Origin of the sequence: Cellulomonas humilata (assembly GCF_030814415.1) — a bacterium.
GTDB lineage: Bacteria > Actinomycetota > Actinomycetes > Actinomycetales > Cellulomonadaceae > Cellulomonas > Cellulomonas humilata_A.
This window is the reverse complement of the sequence record NZ_JAUSVB010000002.1, coordinates 856,677-872,838: the sequence shown is the minus strand read 5'-3', so window position 1 is coordinate 872,838 and position 16,162 is coordinate 856,677. Positions and strand designations below refer to the sequence as shown.

The following is a 16,162-nucleotide window of genomic DNA, read 5'->3' as shown; positions in this document are numbered from 1 at the left end:
CCGGCTCACGCGCTGACGCAGGTCAGAGGCGTGTGGAGGCCCCGTGAAGACGAGCCGGGGAGCGACTACCATGGACAGGAAAGGGGGAAACCCATGCGCTTCCTGCCCGGCCACGCGGCCACCTCCGACCTCACCTACGGAGACGTCTTCCTCGTCCCGTCGCGTTCCGAGGTCACCTCCCGCTTCGACGTCGACCTCACGGCCGTCGACGGCACCGGGACCACCATCCCCATCGTCGTCGCCAACATGACGGCCGTCGCCGGCCGCCGGATGGCCGAGACGGTCGCCCGCCGCGGCGGCATCACCGTCCTGCCTCAGGACGTGCCGACCGACGTGGTCGCCGAGGTCGTCTCGTCCGTCAAGGCGCGACACACGGTCATCGAGTCCGCCGTGGTCGTCAGCCCGCACGACACGGTCCACACAGCCCTGACCCTGATCGGAAAGCGCGCGCACGGTGCCGCGGTCGTCGTCGACGGCGGGAAGCCGGTCGGCGTCGTGACCGAGGCCGACTGCCAGGGCGTCGACCGGTTCACCCAGGTCGAGCAGGTCATGAGCGCCCACCCGACGACCGTCGATCTCGCGATCGTCGAGCAGGGTGGCCTGCGCGGCCTGGAGGCGGCGTTCGAGAAGCTGCACGGCTCGCGCCGCAAGTTCTCCCCCGTCGTCCGCGACGGTGAGCTGGTCGGCGTCCTCACCCAGGTGGGCGCGCTGCGCTCGTCGATCTACCAGCCGGCCCTCGACGCGGACGGGCGCCTGCGCGTCGCGGCCGCGGTCGGCATCAACGGCGACGTCAAGCAGAAGGCTCTCGAGCTGCTCGAGGCCGGCGTCGACGTGCTCGTCGTCGACACCGCGCACGGGCACCAGCGCAAGATGCTCGACGCGCTCGGCGCCGTCCGCTCGCTTGACCCGCAGGTTCCGGTCGTCGCGGGCAACGTGGTCACCGCCGAGGGGACGCGTGACCTCATCGCCGCGGGCGCGGACATCGTCAAGGTCGGCGTCGGACCCGGTGCCATGTGCACCACGCGCATGATGACCGCCGTCGGCCGTCCGCAGTTCTCCGCGGTGCTCGAGTGCGCCGCCGAGGCACGCCGGCTGGGCAAGCACGTGTGGGCCGACGGAGGCGTCCGCCACCCGCGCGACGTCGCTCTGGCGCTGGCCGCCGGTGCGTCGCAGGTCATGGTCGGCTCCTGGTTCGCGGGCACGCACGAGTCGCCCGGCGACCTGCACGAGGACGGCAACGGCCGCCTCTACAAGGAGAGCTTCGGGATGGCCTCCGCGCGCGCCGTCGCGGCCCGCACCCGCGGCGGCTCGGCGTTCGACCGGGCGCGCAAGGCGCTGTACGAGGAGGGCATCTCGTCCTCCCGGATGTACCTGGACCCCCGTCGCCCCGGTGTCGAGGACCTCATCGACCACATCACGGCGGGCGTCCGCTCCGCCGCGACCTACGTCGGCGCGACGTCCCTCGACGAGCTCCACGAGCGCGCCGTGGTCGGCATCCAGTCGGCGGCCGGCTACGAGGAGGGGCGCCCGCTGCCCGACGGGTGGTGACGGGCATGCGTCCCGTCCTGGTGGTGATGCACGCACCGCACGAGGGCCCGGGCCTGATCGCGCGCGGCCTCGACGCACCCATCCGCGTGCGCACGGTCCTCGACCTCGACGACGCCCGCCTCCCGGGTCTCGACGAGGTGTCCGGCGTGGTCGTCATGGGTGGGCCGATGGACGCGGACGACGTGCCGGGTCATCCGGGTCTGGCGGCGGAGCGCGCGCTGCTGGCGACCGCGGTGGACGCCGACGTGCCCGTGCTGGGGGTCTGCCTCGGGATGCAGATCCTCGCCCTCGCGCTCGGCTCCCGGCTGCACCTGCGCGCTGCCACCGAGATCGGCTTCGCGCCGGTCGACGTCGTCGCGGAGGACCTGATGCTGGGTGCGCTCGGCGAGCGGCCCACCGTGCTGCACTGGCACTCCGACACGGTGGACCTGCCGAGCGGCGCCACGCTCCTGGCCTCGACGGCCGCGACCCCGGTGCAGGCCTTCCGCGCGGGCAGCGCGCTGGGTCTGCAGTTCCACCCCGAGCTCGACGCCGGGATGCTCGACCTGTGGCTCTCGACGCCGGACATGGTCGGCGACCTGTCCCCGGAGGAGATCGACGAGATCCGCACGGCCGGCGCCGAGCACCTCCCCGGTCTGGCCCCCGCCGCGACGAAGATGTTCGCCGCGTTCGGAGAGCTCGTACGGGCTCGCGGATGACAGACCTGACGCCGGAGGTGCGTGGGGCGCGCGCCGAGCTCCTCGACCTGTGCGCGCGCGGCCTCGACTGGGGCGTGGACCCGGTCCGGGTGCTGGAGGACCCGTCCACGGCCCGGCCGGCCGCGGTGCTGGTCCTGTTCGGTGCGCTCGACGCGACCCCGTCGCGCACCGAGGACCCGCTGGTGGCCCGCGATCTCGACGTGCTCCTCCAACGGCGCTCCCAGGCCCTCGGCCACCATGCCGGGCAGATCGCCTTCCCGGGGGGCCGGCTGGAGCCCTCCGACGCGGGCCCGCGCGAGGCCGCGGTGCGCGAGGCGGTCGAGGAGGTCGGGCTCGAGGCGAAGGGCGTCGAAGTGCTCGGCACCCTGCCGCCGTTGCCCGTGCCGGTGAGCAACCACCTGGTCACGCCGGTCCCGGCCTGGTGGACACGTCCGTCGCAGGTCGCGGCGGTGGACCATGCCGAGACCGTAGACGTGTTCCGCGTGCCGGTGGCGGACCTCCTGGAGCCGGCCAACCGGGCGAGCGTCGAGCACTCGCGCTGGGGTCGGACAGTCCGCACCCCGGCGTTCCTCGTCGACGGCGTGCTGGTCTGGGGATTCACGGGCATCGTGCTGGCCAGGATGTTCGACGCCCTCGGCTGGGCGGTGCCGTACGACGTGCACCGCGTCGTGCAGGCCCGCTGACGTGGTGCACCCCCTCCTGGAGATCGAGGTGTCCGAGGACCTCGTCCGCACCCTCCTGCGCGAGCAGCACCCCGATCTCGCCGACCTGCCCCTGGCCTGGGCGGGCACCGGGTGGGACAACGCCCTGTGGCGCGTCGGCGACCAGCTGACCGCCCGGTTCCCCGTCCGGGCGGTCGCCGCTCCGATGGTGGAGCACGAGCAGCGATGGCTGCCCGTCCTGGCCCCCCGTCTCCCGGTCGACGTGCCGACGCCAGTCCGGGTCGGCGTGCCGTCGTCGACCTACCCGTGGACGTGGAGCGTCGTCCCGTGGTTCGACGCCGTCGCTGCCCACCACACCCCGGTGGCGAGCCGCTCCGCGTGGGCGTCGCAGCTGGCGGAGGTGTTCGTCGCCCTGCACCGTCCGGCCCCGGACGACGCCCCGGTGAACGCGTTCCGCGGCGTGCCGATCGCCCCGCGCGAGGAGCCGCTGCGCGAGCGGCTCGAACGCCTCGCCCTGCCCGACGCGGACCGCATCCTCGAGCGCTGGCGCGACCTCGCGGCGACCCCCGCGTGGGACGGGCCGGCGCTGTGGCTGCACGGCGACCCGCACCCTGCCAACCTCCTGGTGCACGACGGCCGGCTGCGCGCGGTCATCGACTTCGGCGACGTGACCTCCGGCGACCCCGCCTCCGACCTGTCGACCGCCTGGCTCACGTTCGACGCGGACGGGCGCGCGGGGTTCCGGGACCGGCTGGGGCCCGATGACGCGACCTGGCGGCGCGCGCAGGCGTGGGCGCTGCACATGGCCGTCGTGCTCCAGATGCATCCCGTCGACCACCCCGCCCTCGCGGAGATCGGGCGGCACGGGATCGCGCAGGCGCTCGCCGACTGACTCGGCGGGATACTGGCGCGATGGCACCCGAGCCCAACAAGACCCAGCCCACCGACGCCGACGTCGACGCGTTCCTCGCCGCCGTGGACCATCCCGTGCGTCGCCGGGACGCGCTCCGCCTGGTCGAGCTGATGACTCGCGTGACGGGCGAGCAGCCGCGGCTGTGGGGACCGAGCATCGTCGGCTTCGGCACCTACCACTACGCGTACTCGTCGGGCCGGCAGGGCGACGCGATCGCCGCGGGGTTCTCGCCGCGCAAGGCCGCGACGACGGTGTACCTCTCCGACGGGGTCGAGGCGCACGCCGACCTGCTCGCGGGCCTCGGTCCGCACACGAGCTCGGTGAGCTGCGTATACATCAAGGATCTCGACAAGGTCGACCTCGGTGTCCTCGAGGAGGCCGTCCGCCGCTCGTACGCCACGGTGACCGCGGAGGGCTTCGGCGACGTCGGGTGAATGTCGGCGCCCGCACCTAGCCTGACCGGATGCCGCACCGACCCCTGGGCGTCCTCGGGGTGCCGTCGAGCGCCGCCGCCCACGCCCCCGGCCTCGACCGCTCCCCCGCCGCACTGCGCGCCGCCGGGCTCGTCCGAGCACTCGAACGCACCGGCCGTCGCGTCGTCGACCACGGCGACACGGCGTCGGCACGGTGGCGTCCCGACCCGCCCGAGCGCACCAACCCGCACGACGTCGCACGGGTCGCGGTCGTCCTGCAGGAGGCGCGGGAGGCGCTGGGTACGGTCCTGTCCGCCGGCCACGTCCCGGTGGTGCTCGGCGGCGAGTGCACGGTGACCCTCGCGGTCGTCGCGGCGTCCGCCGACGCGGGGCTCGACCTCGGGCTGGTCTACGTCGACGGCGGGCAGGACCTCCAGCTCCCGGCGGACCACCCCGAGGAGCCGATCGCGGACTCCATGGGGGTGGCGCACCTGCTCGACCTCCCGGGTGCACACGACGGCCTCGCGGGACTCGGGCCGCGACGCCCGCTCCTGACGGCCGACCGCCTGTGCTTCGTGGGCTACGCCGACGACGAGGAGGACGTGCACGGCCTCGTCCCGTCCGCACGGATCCCCGCCGCGACGGTGCTCGACGACCCGACCGCGGCCGCGCGACAGGCCCTCGCCGCCGTGGGCACGGCCGCCGATGGTTTCCTCGTGCACCTCGACGTCGACGTCCTCGACATGTTCGCGCTGCCCCTCGCGGACATCCCGCAGTACGGCCGCGGACTGACGCCGCCGGTCCTGCGGGACCTCCTCGCGGGTCTCGTGGCCGATCCCCGCTGGTCCGGACTCGTCGTCACCGAGGCGAACCCGGACCGCGACGACGAGCACGGGACCTGGATGGTCGCCCTCGTCGACCTGCTCGGGTCCGCCCTCGCACCCGCCCGGTGACGGGGCCGGACCACCCTGGTCAGGGCGACATCCTGGTCACGCACCCCGCGATCGCGCTCGGCACGCCATGATGTCCGCCGTGAGCGACGCCACGACCACCACCCCCGCACCGCGCGACGGCCTGCGCACCTGGCTGCACGACCTCGGCGCCGTCGTGGCCCAGGGCGCGCGGCTGTGGGCGCGCTCGTGGCCGGTGCTGCTGGTCATCGCGCTGCTCGCCGTGGCCGGACGGCACGCCGCCGGATGGGCCGCCGTCAACGCGTCGACAGTCAACAACACGCTCGGCTGGGCGGTGCTCGTGCTCGCGCCGCTGAGCATGGTGGCGGGGATCGTCGCCATGCTGCACGTGCTGCGCCGAGACCTGCCCGCGCTCGCGGCCATCGGCCGTACCCGCGGCCCCGACGACGCAGCATCCGGGCACGAGCGCGGCCTGATCGACGTGCTGGCCTCGGTGTTCGTGCCGTTCCTCGCGCTGTACGCGTCGTACGGGCTGCTCGAGGAGGACCGGTCCCGGTTCCTCAACACGGCCGCGTACCGGGAGTTCATGGAGAACGGGTTCTCGCTCACGGGGGACGGACCGGACGGTGCGTTCGTCGATCTCGCCACCGGCTGGGTCCTCGTCGCGGTGGTCGTGGTGGCGGTCGTGCTCCGCTGGCTGCTGGGTCGGTGGGAGGGGCGCAGCCACCGACGCGCGCTCGCGTTCGCCGGCGCCTACGTCGAGGCCTTCTGGCTGCTCGCCGTGGCCGCGTTCGCGACGCAGCTGCTCGACGAGGCCTGGGCGTGGGCCGAGAGCCGGCGCGCCGTGGCGATCGTCCTCGACTGGTGGCTCACGCTGCTCGACACGCTCGGTCCTCTGGCCGGCCCGGTCGACGCGGTCGTCGACACGGTCGCCGGCGTGCTGGGCAACCTGGACGACCTCGTCGTCATCCCCCTCGCGTGGCTCACCGTCGGGGCGGTCGTCTACGGCCACAAGCTGGCAGCGCCGCCGAAGCGTGAGCCGCGCCTACGTCCGGCGGCGTGGCAGCGGCTCCCGGCGCCCGTTCGGCGGTGGACCACCGAGGCGGTCGCGCCCGTGGTGGGCGACGTGCGCGGACGCTTCACGGCGCTCACCGACGGGCTGCGCAGGCTCGCCGTCGCCGGCCTCGGTCCGATGCTCGTGTTCGCGCTCGCGTTCCTCGTCGCGACGCGGCTCGAGGAGGCGATCCAGCTGCTGGTGCGGGCGGTGAGCGGGCCGCGGGACGTCGACACGTGGCTCGCGTTCGCGCCGATGATCTCGTCCGTCGCGACCGCCGTCGGGCTGACGGTGACGATGGCGCTGCTTGCGGCCGGTGTGGACCGGATCCTCGCGGGCCAGGCCGCGGTCGCGGCCCAGGAGCCGGTGGCGGCGGAGGCCTAGCTGGGCTGGCTCGGCACCTCGAGGAGCGCGTACTGCGGCTTCTGCCACCAGAGCACCACGTCGGCGACGTCGACCCCCTCCGGAACCACGACCACCGGCGAGACCGACCACGTGGCCGGGCGAGGCGGGTCGTCCGGGTCGGTGAGCACGTCGTCCAGATCGCCCAGCGACGGCCACGGCCCGGGCGTGTCCTCCGGGACGCACGGCACCACGGGTTGCAGCGCACCCCACGCGTTGGACACGTAGTCGTAGCGCGTCCCTGCGGCGTCCCGCACGGCGAGCGAGCACCCGGTGAGCACGACGTCGGGGTCCGCCCCCAAGGTCAGGTCCACCTGCACCGCTCGGGTGCCGGCCGGAAGCTCCAAGTCGTCCGGCAGGGTGGTCGCGTCGCCGACGTGGTCCAGGTGCACCTCCACGTCGATCGGCAGGGTGCCGCCGGTACCCGTCTGGACACGCTGGTGGAAGTCGAGCGTCGTTCCCGCCTCCGCCGACGTCGGCACGCGCAGGTCCTGCTCCCACCACAGCGTCCGGACCCGGTCACCCGCCGCGACGAGCGCCAGCGCGAGGACGACGGGCAGCGCGGCCAGGGCCCAGCGGTTGCGGCGCCACCAGCCCGTCTCGGACGGCTCGGCAGCGGTCGGTGGTGCGGTCTGGGTGCTCACGGCTGCTCCGGCGGCTCGTCGGACCACGCGCCGGCGACGACGGGCGAGTCGTCCGCCGCCCACGCGTCCGCGTCGGCCTGCGTGAGGCCCAGGTCGATGTCGGCGACGTCGTCGCGGCGCTGGTCCTTCTGCTCCAGCCCGATGCGCAGGTGCGCGCCCGCCAGGGCCTCGGGCGGGACCTCGACGCGCAGCGTCGCGTACCGGGGTACCCCTGGCTGCGCCGTACCCGGGAGGAACCCCGAGCGTCCGCCCGTGGACACGGTGTAGGTGCGTCCGTCGCCGCCGAGCAGCTCCGCGAACCCGAACGTGCGCGGCTGCCCGACGGCCTCGATCGTCACCGGGACGGTCAGCCACACGCCGGGCGTGGACAGCAGCGAACCGTCGTCGGCGTCGAGGACGGTCGAGCCGGAGGGCTCGCCCGCCGTGAGCCGTGCGTACCGGAGCTCGACGGGCTCACCGACGACGGTCGGCCGGAGGAACGACGCCTGCACGCGCTCGTCCACCGGGAACGCCGTCACGACGACGTGGCCGACCGCCAGGGCCGCCAGCACGGCGGCGCCCGCTCCGAGCGTCTGCGCGGTGGGTCGGCGCACGCGAGGGGTAGGCGCCGCGGGGGTGCTCACGACTCTGCCTCCTCGTCGGCGTCCGACCGTGCCTCACGGACGTCGAGAGCGGCCCGCAGCGTCGTCGTCGGGTCCCACCACGTCTCCGTCGGGTCGAGGCTGCCGCTGCGCCAGGTGTGCTGCTGCAGCAGCACGGTGGCGCTCGTGGGCGGCGCGACCGACCCGTCCTGCTCGAAGAGGAAGGCAGCCTCGTACGAGAGGCCCGGCTGCACGGGGCTGAGCGACGAGCCGTCCTCCAGCAGGGCGATCGAGGTCGCCCGCACGCCGGGGACCAGGGCGCGGGGCTCCTGCACGAGGCCCTCCACGTCGGCGAGGGTGAGCGCGTCCTGCAGCGTGACTCCCAGGACGCCGGCGTCGCTCGTGTTGCGCACCGTCGCGACGACGCCGACCCAGCGGTTGCCGTCGTCGGACAGGTACTGCCCCGGCAGGTCGGTCGTCCACACGACGCGGTGCACGGTCAGCTCGAACGGCGCGACCGCCACCGGGACGTCGACCGCCAGCTTCTCCGGACCGTCCTCTGCCTGCTCCCGCAGCCCTCCGAACGCGGCCGTGACCGCGAGGAGCACGATCGCGCCGCCGATCCCGATGCGCCGCAGCGGCTGGTCGAGGGCACGACGGGCCACCAGGCTGCCGCTGGCCCGGGCACGTGCGCGCAGGTCGGGCGGGGCGGCGGGTCCGGACACGCGCCCGAGTGTAGGGGCCCCAGGCTCGTGCTCGGCGGCGCCGCCCACGCGGCCGACGATGCCCGCCGCCGCCGCGAGCTGTTGGCGTCGTTGGGCCCGCACACGCGGGGCAAGGGGTGCCCGTACCTCAAGGACCTCGACGCGGTCGACTTCACGGTCCTCGAGGAGGTCGTTCGGCGCTCCCCCAGCGCCGTGACCGCCGGGGTGGTCGACGAACGGCTCTCCTGGCGGTCACGCCACCGGCATCCGCTTCTTCTTCCGGTTCTCGCGCACCACCCACGCGACGTCAGGGTCGGACGAGCGGGTCAGCGCGTCGAACGCCGTCAGGCCGCGCGCGGGGTCCGCGGCGATCGCGACGCTCCAGCAGTACCCGAGCGCCTGCCGCAACGTCCGCAGGTCGGCCGCGCGCCGGTCCCCTGCGGGCCGCGCGGCGAGGAAGTCCGTCGCGGCCGCGCACGCGGCGAGCGCGACGCCGAGCGTCTGCTCGTCGTGGAGCAGCCGCGGCTCGCACAGGGACGCGATGGCCGCGCGCCGCACCAGCGGCGGGCCGTCCGCCGCCCAGCCGGCCATCGTCGTGCGCAGGAGCGCCGGGTCGGCGTCCCCGACCAGCTGCCAGGCCATGGCGACCCCCTCGCGCACGCGCCACGAGTCGTCGGCCGCCCGCTCCCGCAGCTGTGCGACCACCGTCGCCTGCGCGCCCGCCGACATCGCGGCGAGCAGGCGAGGCGCCATGGCGACGGTGCCGCACATTCGCCGGTACTCGTCGGGGTCCGCCAGCAGCGCGTCCACCAGTGCCGGTGCGCGCGTGCCCCACACGTGTGCGAAAGCCGCGACCAGCTCGAGGTTCGCCCGCGGGCCGGGCAGCGCGCTGTGGGCGTCGAGGTAGGGCGGCACCGCCGAGGCGTCGAGTCCCTCCAGCGCGGCGGCGTGCTGAGCTGTGCGGGTGGTCACCCCGCCATCCCACACCCCGCCGGCCCGCGCCGGGAAGGTGAGCACCTGCACGGACGCCGCGAGCCCGGCCCCACGTCGGGGACCGGGCTCGTCGGGCGTCCGGCTCGTCAGGCCTTGACCAGCGAGCGCAGCACGTACTGCAGGATCCCGCCGTTGCGGTAGTAGTCCGCCTCGCCGGGGGTGTCGATGCGCAGCACCGCGTCGAACGCGACGACCGTGCCGTCGGTCTTCGTCGCCGTCACGGCCAGGGTGCGTGGCGTGGTCCCCTCGTTGAGCGCGGTCACGCCCGTGATGTCGAACGTCTCGGTGCCGTCCAGGCCGAGCGAGTCGGCCGACTCCCCCTCCGGGAACTGCAGCGGGAGCACACCCATCCCGATGAGGTTCGAGCGGTGGATCCGCTCGAAGCTCTCGGTGATGACCGCCTTGACGCCCAGCAGGCTGGTGCCCTTGGCGGCCCAGTCGCGCGACGAGCCGGAGCCGTACTCCTTGCCGCCGAGGACGACGAGCGGGATGCCCGCCTCCTGGTAGGCCTGCGAGGCGTCGTAGATCGACGACTGCTCACCGGTGAGCAGGTTCTTCGTGAACCCACCCTCGACGCCGGGGACCAGCTGGTTGCGCAGCCGGATGTTGGCGAACGTGCCGCGGATCATGACCTCGTGGTTGCCACGGCGCGAGCCGTAGGAGTTGAAGTCGCGACGACCCACACCGTGCTCGGCGAGGTAGAGGCCCGCCGGGCTGTCGGCCTTGATCGAGCCGGCCGGGCTGATGTGGTCGGTGGTCACCGAGTCGCCCAGCTTGGCCAGCACGCGCGCACCGTGGAAGTCGAGCACCGGGGACGGCGCGGCCTGCATGCCCTCGAAGTACGGGGGCTTGCGGACGTAGGTCGACTCGGGGTCCCACTCGAACGTGTCGCCCTCGGGCGTCGGAAGTGCGCGCCACCGGTCGTCCCCGGTGAACACGTCCGCGTAGTCCTTGGTGAACATCGCGCGGTCGATCGACGCGTCGATCGTGGTCTGCACCTCGTCGGGCGTCGGCCAGATGTCCCGCAGGAAGATGGGCTGACCGGCCTCGTCGCGGCCCAGCGGGTCCGACTCGAAGTCGAAGTCCATGGTCCCGGCCAGCGCGTACGCGATGACCAGCGGCGGGGAGGCCAGGTAGTTCATCTTGATGTCGGGGTTGATGCGCCCCTCGAAGTTGCGGTTGCCGGACAGGACCGCGGCGACGGCGAGGTCGTGCTCCTGCACGGTCTCCGAGACCTTCTCGTCGAGCGGGCCCGAGTTGCCGATGCAGGTGGCGCAGCCGTAGCCGACCAGGTGGAAGCCCAGCTTCTCGAGGTACGGCCACAGGCCGGCCTTCTCGTAGTAGTTGGTGACGACCTGCGACCCGGGCGCCATCGACGTCTTGACCCACGGCTTGGCGGTCAGGCCCTTCTCGACGGCCTTCTTGGCGACGAGCGCGGCGGCGATCATCACCGACGGGTTCGACGTGTTGGTGCAGCTCGTGATGGACGCGATCGCGACGGCACCGTGGAACAGGTCGAACGACCGGCCCTGCGTGTCCGTGGTCGGGTACACGCGGGTGGCCGACGACGTGATCGCGGGCGAGTCGGACGCCGGGAACGACTCCTCCTCGGCCTCGTCGACGCCGTTGGCAGCCTCGGGTGCGTACGTCGGCAGGTCGCGCTGGAACTGCTCCTTGGCGCGCGACAGCTCGATGCGGTCCTGGGGGCGCTTCGGGCCGGCGATCGACGGCACGACGGTGGACAGGTCGAGCTCGAGGTACTCGGAGAACACCGGCTGGACGTAGCTGTCCAGCGTCGGGTCCAGCCACATGCCCTGCTCCTTGGCGTACGCCTCGACGAGCGCGAGCTGCTCCTCGGAGCGACCGGTCAGGCGCAGGTAGTCGATCGTCACGGAGTCGATGGGGAAGATCGCCGCGGTCGAGCCGAACTCGGGGCTCATGTTGCCGATGGTCGCGCGGTTGGCCAGCGGCACCGCGGCGACGCCCTCGCCGTAGAACTCGACGAACTTGCCGACGACGCCGTGCTGGCGCAGCTTCTGCGTGATGGTGAGCACGATGTCGGTCGCGGTGACGCCCAGCGGGATGGTGCCGGTGAGCTTGAAGCCGACGACGCGCGGGATGAGCATCGACACGGGCTGGCCCAGCATCGCGGCCTCGGCCTCGATGCCGCCGACTCCCCAGCCCAGCACGCCCAGGCCGTTGACCATGGTGGTGTGCGAGTCGGTGCCGACGCAGGTGTCGGGGTAGGCCTTGCCGTCGCGCACCATCACGACGCGGGCCAGGTACTCGATGTTGACCTGGTGCACGATGCCGGTGCCGGGCGGGACGACCTTGAAGTCGTCGAACGCCGTCTGGCCCCAGCGCAGGAACTGGTAGCGCTCGAAGTTGCGCTCGTACTCCAGGGCGACGTTGCGCTCGAACGCGTCGGCTCGGCCGGCCACGTCGATCTGCACGGAGTGGTCGATGACCAGCTCGGCGGGAGCCAGCGGGTTGATGCGGCTGGCGTCACCACCCAGGTCGACGACGGCCTCACGCATGGTGGCCAGGTCGACGACACAGGGCACGCCGGTGAAGTCCTGCATGATCACGCGGGCGGGCGTGAACTGGATCTCGGTGTCGGGCTGGGCGTCCGGGTCCCACTCGGCGAGCGCGCGCACGTGGTCGGCCGTGATGTTGGCGCCGTCCTCGGTCCGCAGGAGGTTCTCGGCGAGCACCTTGAGGCTGAACGGCAGGCGCTCCACCCCCGGGACGGCCGAGAGCCGGTACACCTCGTACGAGGCGTCACCGACCTCGAGTGTTCCCTTCGAACCGAAGCTGTCGACGCTGCTCACGGGGGGCTCCTTCGCTGGCGAGTCTGCCGGTGGTGCTGCCGGGGATGGGTAGTCACCCGGACCGCTGGGCGGTGCGACCTCTCAGCCTAGGTGGCCGGGGTCGCGATTTATCTCGACATCAAGATACATGCTCGCGGGCCCCCGCGCACGCGCGTCCACGTCGGCGTGGCGCGCGTGCACGAGGGCCCGCGGGCGAGCCGCTCAGCTGCGCGCGGCCTGCTCCGCGTCGACGGCGTCCTGCGCCTTGCGCTCGGCCTCGATCGCGCGCTGGTGCGACCGCGGGTCGTAGTCGGGCGTCCCCTGCTTGTGCAGCTCCTGGGTGACCAGCCGCTTGGCCTCAGCCAGCCGGCTAACCGCGTCCTTCTCGCTCACCGTGCCGCTCCTCCCTGCCGGGCCCTGTCCGGTCCGGCGATACATCCACGCTAGTCCGGCACCCCTGCCCGCGCACGCAGTCAGCGCGTCAGGACGGCGACCGCCTCGAGGTGGTGCGTCATCGGGAACAGGTCGTACGCCTGGAGGTCCGCCAGCGCATAGCCGGCGTCGGCGAAGAGCGCGATGTCGCGGGCCAGCGCCGCCGGGTCGCACGCCACGTAGACCACACGCTCGGGGCGGAGCTCGGTGATCCCGGCGACGACCTTGCGTCCGGCGCCGGTCCGCGGCGGGTCGAGCACGACCGCGTCCGCGTGCACCACGTCCGAGTCGGCGTCGATCCGCCCGGTGAGCACCTGGGCGACGTCCCCCGCGTGCAGCTCGACGTTGCGACGGTCGTGCAGGTTGCGCCGGGCGTCCTTCACGGCCCGCGCGTCACCCTCGACCGAGACCACCTCACCGGTCTCCCCCACCGCGTCGGACAGCGGCGCGGTGAACAGGCCGGCACCCGAGTAGAGGTCGAGGACCGCGGCGCCGTCGACGTCGCCGAGCCCGGCCAGCACCGCCGCGACCAGCAGGTCCGGGGCCTCGCGGTGCACCTGCCAGAACCCGGCGCCCGCCACGCGGAAGTCGTACCCGACGTCCCCGTGCTGGACGTGCTCCTTGACCGCCGTGCGGGCGTTGGGCCGGCCGTCCATGCGTCCGCGACCGATGTCGAAGGGCGCACCGTCGACGAGCACGAGGGGGGCGTCGCCGCTGGACGGCGCGATCGCCTCGACGCGCGCGCCGCCCGACCAGCGGCGGCCGAACAGGTCGAGCGCCGCGATCGCCTCGTTGGCCAGCGGCATCGAGTCCAGCAGGTGGATGTCGTGCGAGCGGAAGCCGTGCATGCCCGCCCGGCCCTCGGCGTCGGTGACCAGGTCGATGCGCGTGCGCCAGCCGAGGCCGCCGCGCTCGTCGTCACCGGGTGCCGCCTGCACGGGGACGTCGAGGTCGAGCTTGGCCAGCCGTCGCAGCTGCTCGGCGAGCACCGCGGCCTTCCACGCCCGCTGAGCAGGCAGCGACACGTGCGCGAGCTCCCCCCCGCCCACGCCACCGGCGCCGGCAGCGGGCCACGCGGACTCGACGCGGTCCGGGGACGCCTCCAGCACCTCGACGGCGTCGGCGCGCCAGAACTTCGCGGTCTCTCCCGCGTCGGTCAGCCGCGCGCGGACGCGCTCGCCCGGGAGCGTGTGCCGGACGAAGATGACGCGACCCTCGTGACGTGCCACGCAGTGACCGCCATGGGCCACCGGGCCGATCTCGAGCTCGACGAGCTCGGCCGTGCTGTCGGAAGACGTCTCAGTAGCCACGCGGAACCGTACCCCGGACCGGTTCCTCGAGCCCGGTCTGCCCCTCGGAGGACGCCAGCTGCCACGGCACGGAGGCGACGACGACGCCCGGCGTGAACAGCAGCCGGCCCTTGAGCCGCAGCGCGGACTGGTTGTGCAGCAGGTGCTCCCACCAGTGCCCGACGACGTACTCGGGGATGTACACGACCACGAGGTCCCGCGGACTCTCACGGCGAATCGACCGCACGTAGGTCAGGACGGGCCGCGTGATCTCCCGGAAGGGTGAGTCGAGCACGCGCAGCGGGACCGGGATGGCCAGTGTCTCCCACTGCTCGCGCAAGGCGTCCACGTCCTCGGGGTCGACGCTGACGGTGACCGCCTCGAGGATCTGCGGCCGCGACGCGCGCGCGTAGGCCAGGGCGCGCATGGTGGGCCGGTGCAGGTGTGAGACGAGCACGATGGCGTGGACGCGGCTGGGCAGGGCACGGGCGGACTCCGTGTCGGTGCCCAGCGCCAGCTCCTCCCTCACCAGCGCGTAGTGGCGGTGGATCGACTGCATGATCACGTAGATGACCACCATCGCGAGGATCGCGATCCAGGCGCCGTGCGTGAACTTGGTGATGAGGACCACGACGAGCACCGTCGCGGTCATCGTCAGACCCACCGCGTTGATGATCCGCGACCGCTTCATCTGCGTGCGACGCGTGGGGTCAGGCTCGGTCCGCAGGTGCCTCGTCCAGTGCCGCACCATGCCGAGCTGGCTCACTGTGAACGACACGAAGACGCCGACGATGTAGAGCTGGATCAGTCGCGTGACCTCGGCGTCGAAGGCCCAGATGAGGACGATGGCGACGAGCGCCAGGGTGACGATGCCGTTGGAGTAGGCGAGGCGGTCACCGCGCGTGTGGAGCTGGCGTGGCAGGTAGCCGTCGCGCGCCAGGATCGAGCCCAGGACCGGGAACCCGTTGAACGCCGTGTTGGCGGCGAACACGAGGATCAGGCCCGTGACGACGGACACGAGCACGGCCACGAACGGCACGCTCTGGAACACCGCGCTCGACAGCTGGCTGATGACCGGGTGCTGCTCGTAGCCGGCACCCACCGGCTGGCCGTTCTCGAGCAGCTGGGTCTCGGGGTCGTCCGCGAACACGACGCCGGTCGCCCGGGCGAGCAGCAGGATCGACATGATCATGGTGATCGAAAGGAGGCCCAGCAGCGCGAGCGTCGTCGCAGCGTTCTTCGACTTGGGCTTCTTGAACGCCGGCACACCGTTGCTGATGGCCTCGACCCCGGTGAGCGCGGCGCAGCCGGACGAGAAGGCCCGCAGGATGAGGAAGAACCCGGCCAGCCCGGTGAGCCCTTGGTCGAATGCGGCGTCCGGCGCGAGCTCGAGGCCCGCGCTCTCCGCCATCGCGAGGTTGCCCGTGAGCATCTGGAGAGCGCCGATGACGGCGAGCGAACCGATCGCGAGCATGAAGAGGTAGACGGGAAGGGCAAACAGGCTCCCCGACTCCTTGACGCCGCGCAGGTTCACGACCGTGAGCAGCACGACGAGCCCGATGGCGAACACCGCCTCGTTCCCTCGCAGGGCGGGGATGGCCGTCGCGGCGTACTGGGCCCCCGAGGAGATCGACACCGCGACCGTCAGCACGTAGTCGACCAGCAGGGCGCTGGCCACGGTCACGCCGGCGTTCTTGCCCAGGTTCGTCGTCGCGACCTCGTAGTCGCCGCCGCCCGAGGGGTACGCGTGGACGTTCTGCCGGTAGGACGCGACCACGACGAGCATGACCACGACGACGGCCAGCCCGACCCACGGCGAGATGACGAGGGCCGCCATCCCCGCGAGCGAGAGCGTCAGCAGGATCTCGTCGGGCGCGTACGCCACCGACGAGAGCGCGTCCGACGCGAACACCGGCAGCGCGATGCGCTTCGGCAGGAGCGTGTGGCCGAGCCGGTCGCTGCGGACGGGACGTCCGAGCAACAGGCGTTTGGCGGCATCCGAGAGGTCCGACACGATCCGCAATGCTAGGCCCGCGCAGCCCCGCCCACACCACCCGTCCCGGCGCGCCGGGTGACGTGGACGGTATAGCGTGCCGCACTGTGCACTT

Annotated in this window: 15 protein-coding genes; 7 read left to right on the top strand and 8 right to left on the bottom strand. The window is 73.1% G+C overall.

Annotation, left to right across the window (positions count from 1 at the left end; all coding sequences use genetic code 11):
* Positions 1-93 precede the first annotated feature (93 nt).
* The 7 genes from J2X26_RS10040 to J2X26_RS10010 all read left to right on the top strand — a co-directional run bounded on the left by J2X26_RS10040 (position 94) and on the right by J2X26_RS10010 (position 6,583).
* Positions 94-1,548, top strand: a complete 1,455-nt coding sequence (locus tag J2X26_RS10040) for a GuaB1 family IMP dehydrogenase-related protein (protein WP_307491896.1) — start codon at positions 94-96, stop codon at positions 1,546-1,548.
* Between the two features lie 5 nt (positions 1,549-1,553).
* Positions 1,554-2,246, top strand: coding sequence for a type 1 glutamine amidotransferase (locus tag J2X26_RS10035; RefSeq protein ID WP_307491894.1), 693 nt, complete (start codon positions 1,554-1,556; stop codon positions 2,244-2,246).
* Complete coding sequence (locus J2X26_RS10030; RefSeq protein ID WP_307491893.1) at positions 2,243-2,929, top strand: NUDIX hydrolase; 687 nt, start codon at positions 2,243-2,245, stop codon at positions 2,927-2,929. Before J2X26_RS10035 ends, J2X26_RS10030 begins: the two co-directional genes overlap by 4 nt.
* Position 2,930: 1 nt before the next feature.
* Complete coding sequence (locus tag J2X26_RS10025) at positions 2,931-3,800, top strand: aminoglycoside phosphotransferase family protein (protein ID WP_307491892.1); 870 nt, start codon at positions 2,931-2,933, stop codon at positions 3,798-3,800.
* Between the two features lie 20 nt (positions 3,801-3,820).
* Positions 3,821-4,255 carry a DUF1801 domain-containing protein gene (locus J2X26_RS10020; protein ID WP_307491891.1) on the top strand — a complete coding sequence of 145 codons (435 nt, stop codon included), beginning with the start codon at positions 3,821-3,823 and terminating at the stop codon, positions 4,253-4,255.
* A gap of 29 nt (positions 4,256-4,284) precedes the next feature.
* Positions 4,285-5,187 (top strand): arginase family protein, encoded by a 903-nt coding sequence (locus J2X26_RS10015; protein WP_307491890.1) that lies wholly within the window; start codon positions 4,285-4,287, stop codon positions 5,185-5,187.
* Positions 5,188-5,266: 79 nt separating this feature from the next.
* On the top strand, positions 5,267-6,583 hold the full coding sequence (locus tag J2X26_RS10010) for a hypothetical protein (RefSeq protein WP_307491889.1): 1,317 nt from the start codon (positions 5,267-5,269) through the stop codon (positions 6,581-6,583).
* Here the strand turns inward: J2X26_RS10010 and J2X26_RS10005 are convergent.
* The 8 genes from J2X26_RS10005 to J2X26_RS09970 all read right to left on the bottom strand — a co-directional run bounded on the left by J2X26_RS10005 (position 6,580) and on the right by J2X26_RS09970 (position 16,068).
* On the bottom strand, positions 6,580-7,245 hold the full coding sequence (locus tag J2X26_RS10005; protein WP_307491888.1) for a hypothetical protein: 666 nt from the start codon (positions 7,243-7,245) through the stop codon (positions 6,580-6,582). The genes J2X26_RS10010 and J2X26_RS10005 overlap by 4 nt on opposite strands.
* Positions 7,242-7,868, bottom strand: a complete 627-nt coding sequence (locus J2X26_RS10000; RefSeq protein ID WP_307491886.1) for a hypothetical protein — start codon at positions 7,866-7,868, stop codon at positions 7,242-7,244. Before J2X26_RS10000 ends, J2X26_RS10005 begins: the two co-directional genes overlap by 4 nt.
* The gene (locus J2X26_RS09995; RefSeq protein WP_307491885.1) at positions 7,865-8,551 is read right to left on the bottom strand and encodes a hypothetical protein; all 687 of its coding nucleotides are present in this window, start codon (positions 8,549-8,551) and stop codon (positions 7,865-7,867) included. Before J2X26_RS09995 ends, J2X26_RS10000 begins: the two co-directional genes overlap by 4 nt.
* 231 nt (positions 8,552-8,782) lie before the next feature.
* Positions 8,783-9,502, bottom strand: coding sequence for a HEAT repeat domain-containing protein (locus tag J2X26_RS09990; protein ID WP_307491884.1), 720 nt, complete (start codon positions 9,500-9,502; stop codon positions 8,783-8,785).
* Between the two features lie 107 nt (positions 9,503-9,609).
* Positions 9,610-12,354 carry an aconitate hydratase AcnA gene (gene acnA / locus J2X26_RS09985; RefSeq protein WP_307491882.1) on the bottom strand — a complete coding sequence of 915 codons (2,745 nt, stop codon included), beginning with the start codon at positions 12,352-12,354 and terminating at the stop codon, positions 9,610-9,612.
* Between the two features lie 201 nt (positions 12,355-12,555).
* Positions 12,556-12,726, bottom strand: a complete 171-nt coding sequence (locus J2X26_RS09980; RefSeq protein ID WP_055913928.1) for a hypothetical protein — start codon at positions 12,724-12,726, stop codon at positions 12,556-12,558.
* Between the two features lie 80 nt (positions 12,727-12,806).
* Positions 12,807-14,075: a class I SAM-dependent RNA methyltransferase gene (locus J2X26_RS09975; protein ID WP_307491879.1), complete on the bottom strand. Its 1,269-nt coding sequence runs from the start codon at positions 14,073-14,075 to the stop codon at positions 12,807-12,809.
* A complete protein-coding gene (locus tag J2X26_RS09970) occupies positions 14,065-16,068 on the bottom strand; it encodes an APC family permease (RefSeq protein ID WP_307491878.1) in 2,004 nt (667 codons plus the stop codon). Before J2X26_RS09970 ends, J2X26_RS09975 begins: the two co-directional genes overlap by 11 nt.
* Between the last annotated feature and the right edge of the window lie 94 nt (positions 16,069-16,162).

Excerpts from the sequence above, each read along its gene's own strand:
- J2X26_RS10020 (WP_307491891.1), top strand. The coding sequence starts at position 3,821 with ATGGCACCCGAGCCCAACAAGACCCAGCCCACCGACGCCGACGTCGAC.
- J2X26_RS10040 (WP_307491896.1), top strand. The coding sequence starts at position 94 with ATGCGCTTCCTGCCCGGCCACGCGGCCACCTCCGACCTCACCTACGGA.
- J2X26_RS10035 (WP_307491894.1), top strand. The coding sequence starts at position 1,554 with ATGCGTCCCGTCCTGGTGGTGATGCACGCACCGCACGAGGGCCCGGGC.
- J2X26_RS10015 (WP_307491890.1), top strand. The coding sequence starts at position 4,285 with ATGCCGCACCGACCCCTGGGCGTCCTCGGGGTGCCGTCGAGCGCCGCC.
- J2X26_RS10030 (WP_307491893.1), top strand. The coding sequence starts at position 2,243 with ATGACAGACCTGACGCCGGAGGTGCGTGGGGCGCGCGCCGAGCTCCTC.